This is a genomic window from Streptomyces sp. 184, from assembly GCF_045781775.1.
GTDB lineage: Bacteria > Actinomycetota > Actinomycetes > Streptomycetales > Streptomycetaceae > Streptomyces.
In genome coordinates this window covers 3163195-3178807 of the sequence record NZ_CP123230.1, presented here as the reverse complement: position 1 = coordinate 3178807, position 15613 = coordinate 3163195, and the positions used below count along the sequence as shown (strand labels likewise).

Below are 15613 nucleotides of genomic sequence, written 5' to 3'. Positions count from 1 at the left end.
CGGGTCGGGCGGCCCGTCAGTCGGCGCGCCGGAAGCGGTACACGGCGTCGCCCGGTGCGCCGGTCGGGGTGGCCTCCAGGGTGTCCCCGCTGACCCGTACGTCCAGGCTCAGCGGCACGTCGACCGTGACGCACCACTGGGAACCGGGGAACGCGATCCGGAAGCCGTCGTCGCCCGTGGCCTCCACCTCCGCGCCGCCGCACAGGCTCGACGGCGACGTACCGAGCGTGGCCTCGCCGCCCTCGACCCTGATCATCGCGTGGTCCGCGAAGTGCGCGAAGCCCGCCGGCTGCGCTCCCTCGGCCGTCCACTCGCCGCTGACCGGGTCGAGTTCGTCCGAGCCGGAGCAGCCGGCCACCAAAGCGATCACGGCGGCGCTGCCCGCCAGCATTCGACGCATGAGATAACCCCCCACAAGGCCGCGGACAGCGTACGCGCAATCACCGCTCCCGCGGCACGCGGATCAGCGTCTGCTGGCCGTTGGCGACGAGCTTGCGGGCGCCGTCGTCCCGGTGCCCGTACACCTCCAGGCCGCACACCGTCAGGGTCCGCCCGGACTTCAGCACCGTCCCCACCGCCTCCAGGCGGTCGCCGACGGCGGGTGCGAGGAGGTTGATCTTGTACTCGACGGTGAGGACGTCGGCGTCCTCGGGGAAGAGCGTGTACGCGGCGTACCCGCCCGCGCTGTCCGCGATCGCGCTGGTGGCGCCCGCGTGGAAATAGCCGTGCTGCTGGGTGACTTCGGGCCGGCCCGGCAGCACGATGTGCACGCGCCCCGGCTCGACGCGGGAGATCCGCGCGCCGAGGTGGCTCATCAGCCCCTGCCGGCCGAAGCTCTCCCGCACCCGCTTCACCACCGCGGGGCTCGCTTCCCCGGTGTTCTCTCCCCCGGGGCTCGCTTCCCCGGACTGCGCCTGCTCTTCCACGGGCTCTCCCCTTCCGGCCGCCCCGTGCGCCGTACGGGGCCGCACGCGCATCGGCCGGTTGTCCGTCAACGGGCGTCGGTGGTGCGCAGCGTACCTACGCCGCCCCTTGTCAGATGACATTCCCACGTGAGAATCCACAGAGACATCACCTCACGGACCGCAGGAGCGCCGTATGACCTCTTCGCACCGTCTGTCCCGCCGCCGTCTCCTCGGCGCCTCCGCCGTCATCGGCGCCGCCTCGGCCCTCGGCCTGCCGGCGACCGCCCGCGCCGCGGGGGCGCCGGCCGCCGGCGGGGTGGTCCCCATCGACTGGGCCCGGCTCGGTTCGTACGGCGCCAAGGACGCCGCCGGACGGCGGATCAAGGCGATCCTGGCGGGCAGCTCGCGCTACCTCATCGGCCCCTGGTACGCCGCCACCTACCGCACCTACCTCCCGGACGGCTACATCGACCTCCGCGGCACCGACGAACGCGCCATCCGCCTGCCCGCCATGGCCGCCGTCGCCGCCACCACCGCCCTGGTCACCGGCGTCTACGACCCGCGCACCCTCTCCGCCGCCAACGCCACCATCCGCACCCGCAACCTCATCCGCACCGTCGCGGCCCGGCACCTGGCCAACAACACCGACCCCGCCACCCGTTGGGGCGACAACTGGCAGACCGCCCTGTGGGCGTACTACACCGCGCTCGCCGGCTGGCTGTTCTGGGACGAGCTGGACGACGGGGAACGCGGCCACCTCGCCGCCATGACGGCCTGGGAGGCGGACCGCCTCACCACCGGCAACGACGTCTTCCTCGTCGGCACCTCCGGCCACCAGCTCTACGAGAAGCGCCGCGACGGCACCGCCGTCACCCCCGGCGACAGCAAGGCGGAGGAGGACAACTGGAGCGCCGCCGTCCTCTCCCTCGCCGAGGCGATGATGCCCGACCACCCCCGCGCCTCCGCCTGGGCCCGCCGCAACGTCGAACTGCTGCTGGCCGCCGCGGCCTGCCCCGCCGACCTGACCGGCGACGAGACGATCAACGGCATCGAGCTGTCCACCTGGCTCCGGGGCACGAACATCGCCGACGACGGCACCCTGGACAACCACCACATCCTGCACCCGCTCTACATGGTCGCGTTCGACCAGAGCCTCTACGAGGGCTTCGTCTACGGCCTCGCCGGCCGCACCGCCCCGCGTGCCGCCCTGCACAACATCACCCGCGTCTACTCCGCCCTGGTAGACCTGCCCTTCACCGCCCCGGACGGCACCACGAAGACCATCTACCAGCCCGGCAGCGGCGAGATCCACTACCCCGAGGGCAACGACTGGGGCACCCACTTCCCCTTCTACTTCGGCAACTTCGATCTCCTGGTCTCCCTCACCGCCCAGGACACGGGCATCGACCCGGGCGCCGCCTCCTGGGAGCGCCGCCACAACGAGGAGCAGTTGCGGATGATGTCCCGCTTCGACGACGGCCGCACATACGGCGCGTCCGGGGAGAACACCTACTACGGGCGCGAGCACCGCATCGGCGCCATGGCCGGCCAGGCGTTCCTGACCCTGCACCTGGCCCGGCAGAACAAGCTGCGGTTCACCTAGCACGCGGCACGGAGCCGCCGGGGGTGTGTCCGCAGACGGATCCCGGACTCGCCCCCGTACCGCCCCCGTACCGCGAAACATAGGATCTATCGAGAGCAACTCGCGGTATTCATCGTCGATTTACCCGCACGAGGTCCGTTGACATCCGATGTGTCAGTTCCTATCTTCCCGGGTGATCCGATGAATTGGAGCTGCGATGCACACCCCTCACCCCCGCACCACGCGGAGAGTCACCGCACTGCCCCTGCTCGTCGCCGCCGCGCTCGCCGCCGCGGCACTGCCCGGCGCGACGCCCGCCGGCGCCGCGGCACCGCCGCCGGCGGCCGGCCCCGGGACCGACCACGCCGTCGACGACCCCTTCGCGTCCGACCGGACGAGCTGGTTCCGGCAGGACCGCTTCGGCATGTTCATCCACTTCGGCGCCTACTCCAACCTGGAGGGCGAGTACACCCGCCCCGACGGCACCGTCTGCCGCGACGCCGAGTGGATCAAGCGGCAGTGCGCCATCCCGAACAACGCGTACGAGCAGCAGGCCGCCACGTTCGACCCGGCCGGCTTCGACGCCGAGGCCGTGGTCGGCGCGGCCAAGGACGCCGGGATGCGCTACATCGTCATCACGTCGAAGCACCACGACGGGTACGCGATGTGGCCGACGAAGGTCAACTCCTGGAACCTGCGGGACCACTCGGCCTTCGACAAGCGCCGCGACATCATGGCCGAGCTGAAGACGGCCGCGGAGACGGCCGGCATCAAGCTCGGCTTCTACTACTCGATCTGGGACTGGCACGACCCGGACTTCGCCGACCCGGCCACCTTCCCGCAGTACGAGAAGCGGATGTACGCCCAGCTCAAGGAGCTGGTCGACAACTACGACCCGGCGCTGCTGTGGTTCGACGGCGAGTGGGACACGGACAATCCGCACAACCCCTGGACCGCGCAGGACGGCGAGCGGCTGGAGACGTACCTGCGCGGCCTGAACCCGGATCTCGTCGTCAACAACCGGGTCGGCAAGCGCCGGGTGACCGACGGCGACTACGGCACCCCGGAGCAGGAGATCCCCGGCGCGCCGGTCGACGGTCAGCTCTGGGAGTCGTGCATGACCCTCAACGGCCACTGGGGGTACGCCCGCTACGACGAGGACTGGAAGTCCAGCGCCTCCCTGGTCCGCAACCTGCTCTCCACCGCCTCGCGCAGCGGCAACTACCTGCTCAACGTCGGCCCCGACGCCCGCGGGCGCGTGCCGGAGCCCTCCCTCCAGCGTCTCGGGGAGATGGGCGACTGGCTGCGTACGGCGGGCCAGGGCGAGGCCGTCCACGGCGCCGGTTTCGGCGGGCTGGTCGAGCAGCCGGACTGGGGCACCGTCAGCCGCAAGGGCGACAAGCTCTACGCGGCCGTCACCGAGTGGCCCGCGGCCGGCGCCGCCCTGCACCTCAGGGCCCGTACCGACATCGACGTCACCGGCGCCCGCGTGCTCGGCTCCGACCAGCGGGTGACGGTCGCCGAGTCGGGCGACAGCTTCGACCTCACCCCCGCCGGCGCCGCCACCAACGACGCCGCCACCGTCATCGAGCTGACCGTCGACCCCGGCCCGACGGCCGCGCCCGGCAGCGGCACCGGCCTGAAGCAGGAGGTCTACGACAACCCCGCGCTGTCCGGCTCGCCGAAGGTCACCCGCACGGACGCGGACGTCAACCACTCCTGGAAGTACACCGGTTCACCGGCGGAGAACATCCCGGCCGACGGCTTCAGCGTGCGCTGGACCGGCACCGTCGAACCGCGCCGCTCCGAGACGTACACCCTGACCACCGTCTCGGACGACAACGTGCGCGTCTGGCTCGACGACAAGCTGGTCATCGACAACTGGACCCCGCACACCGTGGCGATCGACAAGGCCCAGGTGGAGCTGAAGGCGGGCAGCCGCCACTCCCTCCGGGTCGAGTACGCGGAGCAGATGGGCGACGCCCACATGAAGCTGCTCTGGTCCAGCCCGGGCCAGGACCAGCAGATCGTCCCGCGGCAGCAGCTCTACCCGAACTGACGCCCCGCGCCGAAAGACGCCCCGTCGCACCCCCCACCGGCGCGACGGGGCGCGCCCGGTGGCCGGGCCCCGAGCCCCGCGTCGCCCCGCAGCTACGCGCCCGCGAGGTCGAGGGCGATGTCGGTGATCATGTCTTCCTGGCCGCCGACCATGCCCCTGCGGCCCACCTCGACCAGGATCGTGCGCGTGTCCAGGCCGTAGCGCTCCGCCGCGGCCTCCGCGTGGCGCAGGAAGCTGGAGTACACGCCCGCGTAGCCCAGGGTCAGAGTCTCGCGGTCCACGCGGACCTCGCGGTCCTGGAGGGGGCGCACCACGTCGTCGGCGGCGTCCATCAGGGGGAAGAGGTCGCAGCCGTGCTTCCAGCCCATCAGGTCCGCGACGGCGACGAACGCCTCCAGCGGGCAGTTGCCCGCGCCGGCGCCCTGGCCGGCCAGCGAGGCGTCGACGCGGACGGCGCCGCTCTCGACCGCGACGACGGTGTTGGCCACGCCGAGCGCCAGGTTGTGGTGGGCGTGGATGCCGAGTTCGGTGCCGGGGTCGAGGACGTCGCGGTAGGCGCGGAAGCGGTCGCGTACGCCGTCCATCGTCAGCCGGCCGCCTGAGTCGGTGACGTACACGCAGTGGGCGCCGTACGACTCCATCAGCTTGGCCTGCCGGGCCAGTTCCGCCGGCTCGGCCAGGTGGGACATCATCAGGAAGCCGGCCACGTCCATGCCCAGTTCGCGGGCGGCGGAGATGTGCTGCGCCGAGATGTCCGCCTCGGTGCAGTGGGTGGCGACGCGCACCGAGCGGATGCCGAGGCTGTGGGCGAGGTTCAGGTCGGCCAGGGTGCCGATGCCGGGCAGCAGCAGCGTGGTGGGGACGGCGGTGCGGGCGGCGTCGGTGACGGCTTCTATCCACTCCCAGTCGGTGTGGGCGCCGATGCCGTACGTGATGCTGGAGCCGGACAGGCCGTCGCCGTGGGCGATCTCGATCGCGCCCACGCCTGCGGCGTCCAGCGCGGCGGCGATGGTACGGGCCTGCTCGACGGTGTAGCGGTGGCGCAGGGCGTGCATGCCGTCCCGCAGGGTCACGTCCTGGACGTACAGCGCGGCGGAGCCGGGGGTCGCGGTCACGGGGTGCTCACCTTCGCGGTTCGGTCGGCGGCCATGCGCTCCGCGGTGCGCAGCGCGGCGGAGGTCATGATGTCGAGGTTCCCGGCGTACGACGGCAGGTAGTGGGCGGCGCCCTCGACCTCCAGGAACACCGAGACCTTCACGGCGTCGGGGGCGTCCGCGGGCGCGAGGGCGCGCAGCGGGTCGTCGGCGGCGACGCGGTCGAACTGGACGCGCTGCTTGAGCCGGTAGCCGGGCACGTACGCCTGCACGGACGCGACCATCTCCGCCACCGAGTCCGCGACCGCGCCCTCGTCGCACGGGCCGACGAGGCAGTACACCGTGTCGCGCATGATCAGCGGCGGCTCCGCCGGGTTCAGCACGATGATCGCCTTGCCCCGGGCCGCGCCCCCGACCTGCGCGAGCGCGGCGGCGGTGGTCTCGGTGAACTCGTCGATGTTGGCGCGGGTACCGGGTCCGGCGGAGCGGGAGGCGATGGAGGCGACGATCTCCGCGTAGTGCACCGGGGTGACCCGGCTGACGGCGGCCACGACCGGGACCGTGGCCTGGCCGCCGCAGGTGACCATGTTGACGTTCGGCGCGTCGAGGTGGGCGTCGAGGTTCACCGGCGGTACGACGTACGGGCCGAGCGCGGCCGGCGTCAGGTCGACGACCCGGCGGCCCGCCGCCCGCAGCACCTCGTCGTGCCGGCGGTGCGCGCCCGCCGAGGTGGCGTCGAAGACGATCGCCACCTCGGCGAACTCGTCCAGCTCCAGCAGCCCGTCCACCCCGGTGTGCGTGGTGGCCACGCCGAGCCGGCGGGCCCGGGCCAGGCCGTCGGAGCCGGGGTCGATGCCCGCCATGGCGGCCATCTCCAGGGTGCCGGAGAGCCGGAGCACCTTGATCATGAGGTCGGTGCCGATGTTCCCGGAGCCGATGACGGCGACCTTCGTACGGCCGCCCGGTGTGTCGCTCATCGCGCCTCTTCCTTCCCGAAGGTGACCCGCACCGAGCCGAGGCCGGAGATGCGGGCTTCGAACACGTCGCCCGGGGCCGCGGGCACCATCGGCCCGAGCGCACCGGTCAGCACGACGTCGCCGGCGCGCAGCGGATCGCCGGCGGCGGCGAGCGTGCCGGCCAGCCAGACGGCCGCGTTGAGCGGGCCGCCGAGGCAGTCCGTGCCGCTGCCCGCCGAGGTCTGCTCGCCGTCGCGGGTGAGCACCATCTCCACCGCGCGCAGGTCGACGCCGGTCAGCGGCACCGGCGTGCCGCCGAGCACGAACAGCCCGCTGGAGGCGTTGTCGGCGACGGTGTCGGCGTAGGTGATGTCCCAGTCCGCGATCCGGCTGTCGACGATCTCCAGCGCGGGCAGCGCGAAGTCGACGGCGCGCAGCACGTCGGCGACCGTGCTCTGCGCGTGCGGCAGCCCGGCGCCCAGGACGAGGGCGACCTCCGCCTCCACCTTGGGCTGGAGCAGCCGGCCCGCGGGCACGGTGCCGCCGTCCGGCACGGCCATGTCGGACAGCAGCGCGCCGAAGTCGGGGCGGTCGACGCCCAGTTGCCGCTGCACGGCGGGCGACGTCAGGCCGATCTTGCGGCCGACGACGCGCCGCCCGGCGCCGAGCAGCCGCTCGGTGTTCAGACGCTGCACGGCGTACGCCGCGGCGGTGTCGTCCGCGTCGGCCGCGTCGATCAGGCCGCGTACGGGCGGACACGGGACGCCGGTGCGGGCGGCCTCGGCGAGCGCGTCGGCGGCCTTGGCCACCGCGTCGGACGGCGGTGCGGCGCCGGCGGCCCGGGAGGGAGCAGGCATGCGGGCACTCCTGACGTGAGGAAGGACGGAGGTGAGGGGGACGGCGGGGTGAGGGGGACGGGGGTGCTCCGGGGGCGGGGCCCGGGGCTCAGGCGGGTGCCACTGCCATCACCACTGCCTTCGGCTCGGTGAAGAACTCCCTGCTGAAGTTCCCCCCTTCGCGCCCCACCCCCGAGTCGCCGACCCCGCCGAAGGGCGCGCGCAGATCGCGGATGAAGAAGCAGTTCGCCCACACCGTCCCCGCCTTCAGCGCCGCCGCCACGCGGTGCGCCCGGGAGAGGTTCTCGGTGAAGACCATCGCGTTCAGGCCGTACGGGCTGTCGTTGGCGGCGGCGACCGCCTCCGCCTCGGTGTCGAAGGGGGTGACGACGACGACCGGGCCGAAGATCTCCTCGCGGCAGACCCGCGCCTCGGGCGGCGCGCCGGTGACGACGGTCGGGCGGACCGTCCAGCCGTCGCCGCGCCCGCCGGTGACGACGGTGCCGCCGTCGTCCCGCACGCTGTCGAGGTAGGAGGTGACCTTGGCGTGGTGTTCGGCCGAGGCGAGCGGGCCGAGCTGGGTGGCCGGGTCCTTGGGGTCGCCGGTGACCAGTGTCTCGGCGGCGGCGGTGAAGCGGGCCAGGAACTCGTCGTAGACCTCGCGCTGGACGAACAGCCTGCTGCCGGCGAGGCACACCTGGCCGGCGTTGCTGAAGATCGCCTTGATCGACCAGGAGACGGCGGCGTCCAGGTCGGCGTCGGCGAAGACCACGTTGGCGCCCTTGCCGCCGAGTTCGAGGCTGACCGGGGTGAGGTTCGCCGCCGCCGCCCGGGCGATGGCGCGGCCGGTGCCGGACTCGCCGGTGAAGGTGATGCGGTCCACCCGCGGGTCGGTGGTCAGCGCCTCGCCGGCGGCTGCCGGACCGTAGCCGTGCACGACGTTGAGCACGCCGGGCGGCATGCCGGCCCGCAGGGCGAGGCGGGCGAGCAGCGTCGCGGACGCCGGGGTGTCCTCGGCGGGCTTGAGCACGACGGTGTTGCCCCAGGCCAGGGCGGGCGCGACCTTCCAGGTCTCCAGCATCAGCGGGAAGTTCCACGGCGCGATGGCCGCGACCACGCCGGCGGGCTCGAAGCGGCTGTAGGCGTGGTGCCCGCTGTCCATGGGCAGCGCGTCGCCGGCGGAGAGCCTGGCGTGGTCGGCGAAGAAGCGGAAGTTCAGGGCCGAGCGGGGTACGTCCTTGGCGGTGCTGTCCGCGATCGGCTTGCCCATGTCGGTGGTGTCGGCGAGGGCGAGTTCGTCGCGGTGCTCGTCGATCAGGTCCGCGAGCCGGTGCAGGATCGCGCCGCGCTCGGCGAAGCCCATCCGCGGCCACGGCCCGTCGTCGAACGCGCGCCGCGCGGCGGCGACGGCGAGCCCGGCCTCCTCCGCGCCGCCGAGGGACACCTCGGCCCACGGCTCGCGGGTCCACGGGTCGACGGTGGCGAACGTACCGCCGGCGGCCGACAGGGTCTCCCGGCCGTCAACGATGTGCGGAATGAGGTCCATGGTCCTCGCCTCTCTGCTCCTGCTTCTCCTGGATGGTCACGTCGCCCGCCGCCCAGTGCGTGGCGGGCACCTCGCGGAGGATCACGCGGACGCTCTCGGGCGGCGCGTCCGCGGTGCGGGCGACGGCCCGGGTCACCTCGCCGATCAGCTCGCGCAGTTGGCGCGGCGACCGGCCCTCAACGAGCGTCACTTCGACCAGCGGCACCGGTCCTGCTCCTCTCGTACGCGGCGTCCTCGCCGGGCGGTGCGGCGGCGGGCCGCCCCGCGAGCAGCCCGGCGGCCTGCTCGCCGCCGACGACGTCGGCGAAGACGGTGCCCATCAGCCGCAGGCTGGCGGTGTGCAGCTCCTCGACGTACCCGGCGACGGCGTCGCGGGCGACGACGACCCGCAGGTCCCGGAAGAAGGCATCGCGCACGGTCGACTCCACGCAGAAGTCGGTGCGTACGCCCGCCACCACCAGGGTGCCGACGCCGAGCCGGGCCAGCAGGTCGTCCAGCGAGGTCCGGTGGAAGGCGCTGAACCGCGGCTTGACCACCTCGTGGTCCCCGGGCCGCCGGTCGAGTCCGGCGACCGGCTCCGCACCCCAGGTGCCGCGCCGCAGGCCGCGCTCGCGCAGGAACGGGCTGCGCTCGGCGAGCAGCCCGACGCCGGCGTCGTCGGCCCACTCCATCCGGACCCACACCACCGGCCGGCCGCCGGTACGGGCCGCCGCCACCAGGGCGTTGACGCGTTCCACCAGGCCGTCGAGGTCGTCGACCGCAAGGCCGGCCGCGGCGAAGACGCCGTCGGGGTGGCAGTAGTCGTTCTGGACGTCGATCACCACGAGGGCCGTCGTGGCAGGGGGGGTGGGTGTGCTCATCCGGGCTCCCTGGGTGTGACGGTGAGGCCGGCGTGGGCGGCCATGGCGGCGTCGAGCCGCTGCCGGCTGCCGGAGGCGATGGCCTCGACCAGTTCGCGGTGCACGGCGGCGCCGTCGGGGTTGATCCGGCTCGGCTCGTCGGCGGTGACGCCGCGCAGCCGGCTGGCGACGAACTCCAGCAGCGAGACGTAGGTGTGGCGCAGGATCTGGTTGGGCGTGATCTCGGCGATCCTGCGGTGCAGCGCCCAGTTGGCCGCGAGGTAGTCCGCGGCGGACAGCCCCTCGACGGCCATCTCCTCGGCGAGCCTGCGCAGTTCCGCCACGTCGGCGTCCGTGCGGTGGCGCATCGCCTCCTGCGCCACGAGCGGCTCCAGGTTGTCGCGTACCACCAGGCAGTCGGAGACCGACACGGAATCGCCGCTCAGCTCCAGCATCTTGCGGCCCAGCCGGACGAGCGCGGGCGGCGAGGCGACGAAGATGCCGCCCTTGACCCCGGGGCGTACGGAGACGGTGCCGCGGGAGACCAGCAGCCGGACGGCCTCGCTGAACGTGGCCGCGGCCACGTCGTACTCGCGCCGCAGGCTCTCCTTGGTGCCCAGCTTGTGACCGCTGGGCAGCGACTGCTCGGCGATCCGCCCCTCGATCCGCTTGGCGACCGCCTCGGCGCGGGATGACCGGCGCAGCTCGTCCGTCCCTGCTTCGCTGCTCAATGTCCTCAGCCCTTCGACTGGATGGAATGGGATGGCGAGGGTAGCGAGCGCCCCTTGGCGGCCGGCGCGGGCCCGGTGCCCAGGCCGAGGCCGGGCAGCAGCGCGGCGGCATTGCCGCCGAGGATCGCGGCCTCGTCGGCGGCGTCGAGGCCGATGCGCCGCACGGTCTCCAGCGGCCGGTCGTCCACGAGGTCGAACGGGGTGTCGGTGCCGAGCAGTACGTTGCGGGCGCCGACGTCCTCGACGAGCCGGGCGATGGTCCGCACGTCGAAGACCGCCGTGTCGTACAGCAGCCGGCGCAGGAACTCGGTCGGCTCGCTGCCGACCACGCGCGCCACGGGCTTGCGGTGCCAGCCGAGGTCGAGCCGGGCGCCGACGGCGCGTGCGCAGCCGCCGCCGTGCGCCAGGCAGAGGGTCAGCTCGTGCCGTTCGAGTACGCCGCCGAAGATCAGCCGGGAGACGGCGAGGGCGGTCTCCAGGGGATAGCCGAGGAGTTGGACGAGGTGGTAGTCGGCGAGCCGGTCGCGCTCCGAGACCCGGCTGGGGTGCAGCAGGGTGAAGCAGCGGCGTTCGGCCAGCACCGTCCACAGGTCCTCGTTGACCGGGTCGTCCAGCTCGCGCCCGGCGCCGAAGGTGCCCATCGTGGCGCCCACCAGGCCGAGTTCGTCCAGCGCGCGGGTCAGCTCCGCGGCGGCCTCCGGGTGGCCGACGGGTACGGTCGCCAGCCCGTGCAGCCGGCCGCCGGAGCCGGCGGCGAACTCCGCCAGCGCGTCGTTCGAGCGCCGGGCCAGCTCCAGCGCCAGCGCGTCGTCCGTCGCCTGCGAGGCGAAGAGGAACGGCGGCGCGGCCACCACGTGGTGGTCGACGCCGGAGGCGTCGAGCAGGGCGAGCCGGCGGTCCATGGCGTACTGCTCGGGCGGCAGCGGCACCGGCGCCCCCGCGGGCAGCCCGCACAGCGCCGGGTCGAGGGTGAGCACCCGGTCCGCGGCCCGGGAGAGGTCCGCGCGCCCCTCCCGCTCCAGCCCGCGCAGCAGCGGCAGGGGCATGGCGTGGGTGTGGATGTCGACCACTGGCGTGGGGGGTGCGGTCCCCGTGCCGGTCAGCGTGTCAGTCACCGCGCGCTGCCATGTAGGTCTCGTACTCGTCCCCCAGCAGCGAGCGGATCAGCGCCGTCGCGGCCTGTGAGGTGCCCGCCTTCTCGCCCGTGCCGTAGATCAGCCGGGCGAGCTGCGACAGGAGGTAGGGGTGCAGCCCCAGGTGGTAGAGCCGCCGGAAGTCGCGCTCGGCGATCGCGGTGCGCTCCTCCTCGGTGAGGGGGTACGCGGCCAGGACCTCCGCCTCGGCGGTCTCGAAGCGGGTGCGCAGTTCGCGGTCCCACTTCAGCTCCTGCACCAGGTCGTTCGTCCGCAGCCGCGGATCGAAGTGGTCGAGTGCCATCAGGTGTCCTTCTGTAGTGATCGGGCGTCGTCGGAGCGTCGGTGCCGGCGTGTCAGGACAGGTGCCACTGCACGGCGCCGACGCCGCAGCGCCACTGCTCGACCGCGACGTACCCCAGCGAGGTGCACGGGCGCGGGCCGATGGCGCCCATGACCACCGTCCACGACAGCAGTTCCGCGGTGCCGCCCGAGCCGGCCTGTTCCATGCGGTCGAACGTCGCCTCGGTCAGGATCCGCTCGTGGTCGCCCTCCTGGAGCAGGTCGAGGTACCAGCGGTCGAACTTCTCGTCGATGTCCAGGTAGCGGGGTCCGCCTGGCTCGTGGCTGAGCCCGCCGGAGCCGAGCAGGCCCACCCGCAGCCCGTCGGGGAGGGCGCGGATCGCCTCGCCGAGCGCCTCGCCGAAGGCGTAGCAGGCGCGCTCGTCGGGGACCGGGGGGACGGTGCAGTTCTGGAGTACGGGGACGACCCGGACACCGGTGTCGACGAGCCGGGCCATGGCGGTGGGCACCGAGAGGTTGTCGTCGAAGCGCAGGTCGCCGGGTTCGGCGCGGACGCCGGGGCCGCTGTCCCGTACGGCCTCGTAGAGCCGGGAGGCGACGTCGGGGGCGCCGGGCAGCGTGTAGTCGTCGACGCGCAGCCAGGGCTTGAACCACTCGTCGGGGCCGCGGTGTTCCGCCGCGAGGCCGAAGGTGAAGTCGGCGTAGTCGCTCACCCGGGCGTTGGCGACGTGGTCGTTGCCGACGACCAGCAGCACGTCCGCGCCCGAGGCGGCGACGGCGTCGTGCACGGCGTCGTACGCCTCGGTGACCACCCGGCGCTCGGGCTCCGGCGCCTTGTCGAACCAGCCGGTGAGGCCGGGCGTGTGGCTCGCGGCCAGGGCCAGGCATATCTCTGCCATTGCTCCTCGAACTCCTCCGTGTGTCGCTGAACTGTCGTGCGCTGCGCGTGCGGTACGCGCCGGGGGCCCCGCCGCGGGCGCGGGGTTCAGCCGGGTCTGAGCCGCTCCTCGATGGCGTCCGCCGCCAGTCCGGCGGCGGCGGCGTGCAGCCGGCGCCCCTCGTCGGCGCCGGCGGCGGCGGGGTCGCCGAAGTAGCCGAGCGGGGTGACGCGCCGGGCGTCGTCGTATCCGCGCCGCCACACGGCGAGTTCTGACAGGCCATGCCCGGTGGCGGGGAGCGTGGCCCGTACCTCGTCGCGGACGAGGCCGGGGTGGGTGTGCAGCATCATCGACGTCTCCCACCGGCCGGCGTGCACGTCGATGTCGCCCGCCCGCGCGTCGCCCGCGGCCGACCCGGGCGAGGAGAGGGCCACCCGGCCGCCGGGCGCCGCCCCGGCGGGCGCGGCGGAGGCGTGCACGGTCAGGGCCGGGTCGTCCGGGTCCAGGCCGAGGCGCTGCGCCAGCTCCGGTTCCATGACGAAGCTGATGTCGGCGCCGGTGCGCTTCCGCCCCGCCCGGACCCCGGCGTGCACGGTGCGGTTGTGCAGCGCGTCGCCGTGGCCGGAGAAGCAGAAGACGTGCCCGAAGCCGTCCCCCGCCATGCCGGCGAGCAGGTCGGCCATGACCTGCTCCATCAGCTCGGGGCGGATCCCGTACGAGGCGGGGAAGCTGCCGGAGACGACGTTGACGCCCCAGTAGTACGGGGGCACGACCAGCGCCTCGATGCCGCGGGCGGCCAGCAGCCGCCGCACCTCGCGCAGCCGGGCACCGGGCAGGTAGACGTCGGTGCCGGCGGGCAGGTGCGGGCCGTGCTGCTCGATCACGCCGAAGGCCCAGAGCAGCACGGCCCCGTCGCGGGCGGCGCGCTCGACCTCGTACCAGGTCAGCTCGGCGATGGTGTCGGCGAACACGTCCGTCGTCCCGGCCGCGGCGGCGGGCACCGCCGGCCCCGCCCCGGTGGGCACGGCGCCGTCCACTCCGCCGCCCGTCACGGCCGGTCCCCCGCGCCGGCCGCGCCGGCGGCGGCGGAGTGGAAGGTCTTGGCGCGCTGCACCTGGCCGTACACCGCGGCGCGCAGTTCGGTGAAACGGGGCAGTGCGCGGGTGGTCAACTGCTCGCGCTCCGCGGGCAGGTCGACGGCGATGTCCTCCATGACCACCGTCGGCGAGGCGGACAGCACGAGCACCCGCTCGCCCAGGTAGACCGCCTCGTCGATGTCGTGGGTCACGAACAGCACCGTCATGCCCAGCTTCCGCCACAGCGAGCGGGTCAGGTCCTCCAGCTCCGCCCGGGTCTGCGCGTCCACGGCGGCGAACGGCTCGTCCATGAGCAGCACCTTCGGCTCGTACGCGATGGCGCGCGCGATGGCCACGCGCTGCTGCATGCCGCCGGAGAGCTGCCAGGGGTACGCGGACGGGGCGTCCGCGAGACCGACCGACTCCAGCGCCTGCGCCACGAGCGCCGCCCGCTCCGCCTTGGCGATCTTCTTCTGCTTCAGCGGCAGTTCGACGTTCGCGCCGACGGTCATCCACGGGAACAGGCTGCGGCCGTACTCCTGGAAGACGACCGCCATGCCGGGCGGCGGGCCCTGCACCCGCGTCTCGCCCAGCCGCACCTCTCCGGACGTGGGCGCGAGCAGCCCCGCGACGCACTTGAGCAGCGTCGTCTTGCCGGCGCCCGAAGGGCCGACGATGCAGGTCAGGTCACCCGCGCCGACGGTGAACGTGAGGTCGCGGACGGCCTCGACGGTCCGCCCGGAGCCCTGGTAGACCTTCCGCACTCCGCGGACGGTCAGCGCGCCCGCGCTGTCGGTGGCGGCGGTCGCCGCCTTCGTGCCGGTCATTTCTCACCTCGCTGCGACTGCCTCAGGCCGCGGTACCAGCCGAGGACTCGGGACTCGAACAGGGCGAACAGCAGCGACAGGGCGAAGCCGAGGAGACCGAGCAGCAGGATGCCGCTCCACATCTCCGGGATGGCGAACGACCGCTGGAACTGCACGACGGTGAAGCCCAGGCCGCTGGAGCTGGCGAACATCTCGCTGATCACCATGAGGATGATCGAGATCGAGAGCGCCTGGCGCAGGCCGGCGACGATCTGCGGCGCCGCGCCCGGCAGCACCAGCCGGCGCAGCCGGGCGGTGCCGGTCAGGCCGTAGCAGCGCGCGGTGTCGGAGAGCACCTCGTCGATCGCGCGCACCCCCTCGACGGTGTTGAGCAGCACCGGCCAGAGGGCGCCGGAGATGATCACGACGATCTTCATCGTGTCGCCGATACCGGCGACCAGCATGAGGACGGGGATGAGCACCGGCGGCGGCACCGCGCGGAAGAACTCCAGCACCGGCTCCAGCAGCGCCCGGACCCGCGGCCGGGTGCCGAGGAGTACGCCCAGGGCGACGCCGATGACCGCCGCGCCGAGATAGCCGGCGGCCAGCCGGCCGAGGCTGGGCAGCACGTCGTCTACGAGCCGGTCGGAGAACCAGGTGTCGACGAACGCGGTCAGGATCTCGTCCAGCGTCGGGTAGTAGAAGTTGGTGCTGCGCGCGGCGAGCACCCACCACAGCGCGAGCAGCGCGGCGGGCAGCCCGAACAGGTACCCCAGGTGCACCGCGCCGTTCTTCAGCAGCCGCAGCCCCCGCCGCCCCTTGCGGCCGCCGGTGTCCTTGACGGCCGTTGCGTCCTGCCGGCCGTTGAC

General features: G+C 73.5%; 17 protein-coding genes. 2 read left to right on the top strand and 15 right to left on the bottom strand.

The window, feature by feature from the left end; all coding sequences use genetic code 11:
* Positions 1-16: 16 nt before the first annotated feature.
* Both QBL21_RS13435 and QBL21_RS13430 read right to left on the bottom strand, forming a co-directional pair.
* Positions 17-400, bottom strand: coding sequence for a hypothetical protein (locus tag QBL21_RS13435; protein WP_407562391.1), 384 nt, complete (start codon positions 398-400; stop codon positions 17-19).
* A 40-nt stretch (positions 401-440) separates the two neighbouring features.
* Entirely contained in the window at positions 441-815 is a 375-nt protein-coding gene (locus tag QBL21_RS13430; RefSeq protein ID WP_407566411.1) for a PaaI family thioesterase, read from the bottom strand.
* Between the two features lie 283 nt (positions 816-1098).
* Here QBL21_RS13430 and QBL21_RS13425 point away from each other — a divergent pair, with 283 nt between their 5' ends.
* Together QBL21_RS13425 and QBL21_RS13420 are read left to right on the top strand one after the other, a co-directional pair.
* Positions 1099-2508 (top strand): hypothetical protein, encoded by a 1410-nt coding sequence (locus tag QBL21_RS13425; RefSeq protein ID WP_407562390.1) that lies wholly within the window; start codon positions 1099-1101, stop codon positions 2506-2508.
* Between the two features lie 196 nt (positions 2509-2704).
* Positions 2705-4546, top strand: coding sequence for an alpha-L-fucosidase (locus tag QBL21_RS13420; RefSeq protein ID WP_407562389.1), 1842 nt, complete (start codon positions 2705-2707; stop codon positions 4544-4546).
* Between the two features lie 92 nt (positions 4547-4638).
* Here the strand turns inward: QBL21_RS13420 and dmpG are convergent, their stop codons facing one another.
* The 13 genes from dmpG to QBL21_RS13355 all read right to left on the bottom strand — a co-directional run bounded on the left by dmpG (position 4639) and on the right by QBL21_RS13355 (position 15550).
* Complete coding sequence (gene dmpG, locus QBL21_RS13415) at positions 4639-5661, bottom strand: 4-hydroxy-2-oxovalerate aldolase (RefSeq protein WP_407562388.1); 1023 nt, start codon at positions 5659-5661, stop codon at positions 4639-4641.
* Positions 5658-6617, bottom strand: coding sequence for an acetaldehyde dehydrogenase (acetylating) (locus tag QBL21_RS13410; protein WP_407562387.1), 960 nt, complete (start codon positions 6615-6617; stop codon positions 5658-5660). Before QBL21_RS13410 ends, dmpG begins: the two co-directional genes overlap by 4 nt.
* Positions 6614-7453: a 2-keto-4-pentenoate hydratase gene (locus QBL21_RS13405; protein ID WP_407562386.1), complete on the bottom strand. Its 840-nt coding sequence runs from the start codon at positions 7451-7453 to the stop codon at positions 6614-6616. Before QBL21_RS13405 ends, QBL21_RS13410 begins: the two co-directional genes overlap by 4 nt.
* Positions 7454-7541: 88 nt before the next feature.
* Positions 7542-8978: an aldehyde dehydrogenase gene (locus QBL21_RS13400; protein WP_407562385.1), complete on the bottom strand. Its 1437-nt coding sequence runs from the start codon at positions 8976-8978 to the stop codon at positions 7542-7544.
* Complete coding sequence (locus tag QBL21_RS13395) at positions 8953-9183, bottom strand: 2-hydroxymuconate tautomerase (protein WP_407562384.1); 231 nt, start codon at positions 9181-9183, stop codon at positions 8953-8955. The genes QBL21_RS13400 and QBL21_RS13395 overlap by 26 nt, the downstream gene beginning before the upstream one ends.
* Positions 9155-9838 (bottom strand): cysteine hydrolase family protein, encoded by a 684-nt coding sequence (locus QBL21_RS13390; protein ID WP_407562383.1) that lies wholly within the window; start codon positions 9836-9838, stop codon positions 9155-9157. Before QBL21_RS13390 ends, QBL21_RS13395 begins: the two co-directional genes overlap by 29 nt.
* Positions 9835-10548, bottom strand: a complete 714-nt coding sequence (locus QBL21_RS13385; protein ID WP_407562382.1) for a FadR/GntR family transcriptional regulator — start codon at positions 10546-10548, stop codon at positions 9835-9837. Before QBL21_RS13385 ends, QBL21_RS13390 begins: the two co-directional genes overlap by 4 nt.
* Positions 10549-10553: 5 nt before the next feature.
* Entirely contained in the window at positions 10554-11663 is a 1110-nt protein-coding gene (locus QBL21_RS13380; protein ID WP_407562381.1) for an amidohydrolase family protein, read from the bottom strand.
* Entirely contained in the window at positions 11656-11985 is a 330-nt protein-coding gene (locus tag QBL21_RS13375) for an extradiol ring-cleavage dioxygenase (RefSeq protein ID WP_407562380.1), read from the bottom strand. Before QBL21_RS13375 ends, QBL21_RS13380 begins: the two co-directional genes overlap by 8 nt.
* 52 nt (positions 11986-12037) lie before the next feature.
* Entirely contained in the window at positions 12038-12883 is an 846-nt protein-coding gene (locus QBL21_RS13370; RefSeq protein ID WP_407562379.1) for a hypothetical protein, read from the bottom strand.
* An 86-nt stretch (positions 12884-12969) separates the two neighbouring features.
* Positions 12970-13914, bottom strand: a complete 945-nt coding sequence (locus tag QBL21_RS13365; protein WP_407562378.1) for a creatininase family protein — start codon at positions 13912-13914, stop codon at positions 12970-12972.
* Positions 13911-14765: an ABC transporter ATP-binding protein gene (locus QBL21_RS13360; RefSeq protein ID WP_407562377.1), complete on the bottom strand. Its 855-nt coding sequence runs from the start codon at positions 14763-14765 to the stop codon at positions 13911-13913. Before QBL21_RS13360 ends, QBL21_RS13365 begins: the two co-directional genes overlap by 4 nt.
* Positions 14762-15550: an ABC transporter permease gene (locus QBL21_RS13355; protein WP_407566410.1), complete on the bottom strand. Its 789-nt coding sequence runs from the start codon at positions 15548-15550 to the stop codon at positions 14762-14764. Before QBL21_RS13355 ends, QBL21_RS13360 begins: the two co-directional genes overlap by 4 nt.
* Positions 15551-15613 lie beyond the last annotated feature (63 nt).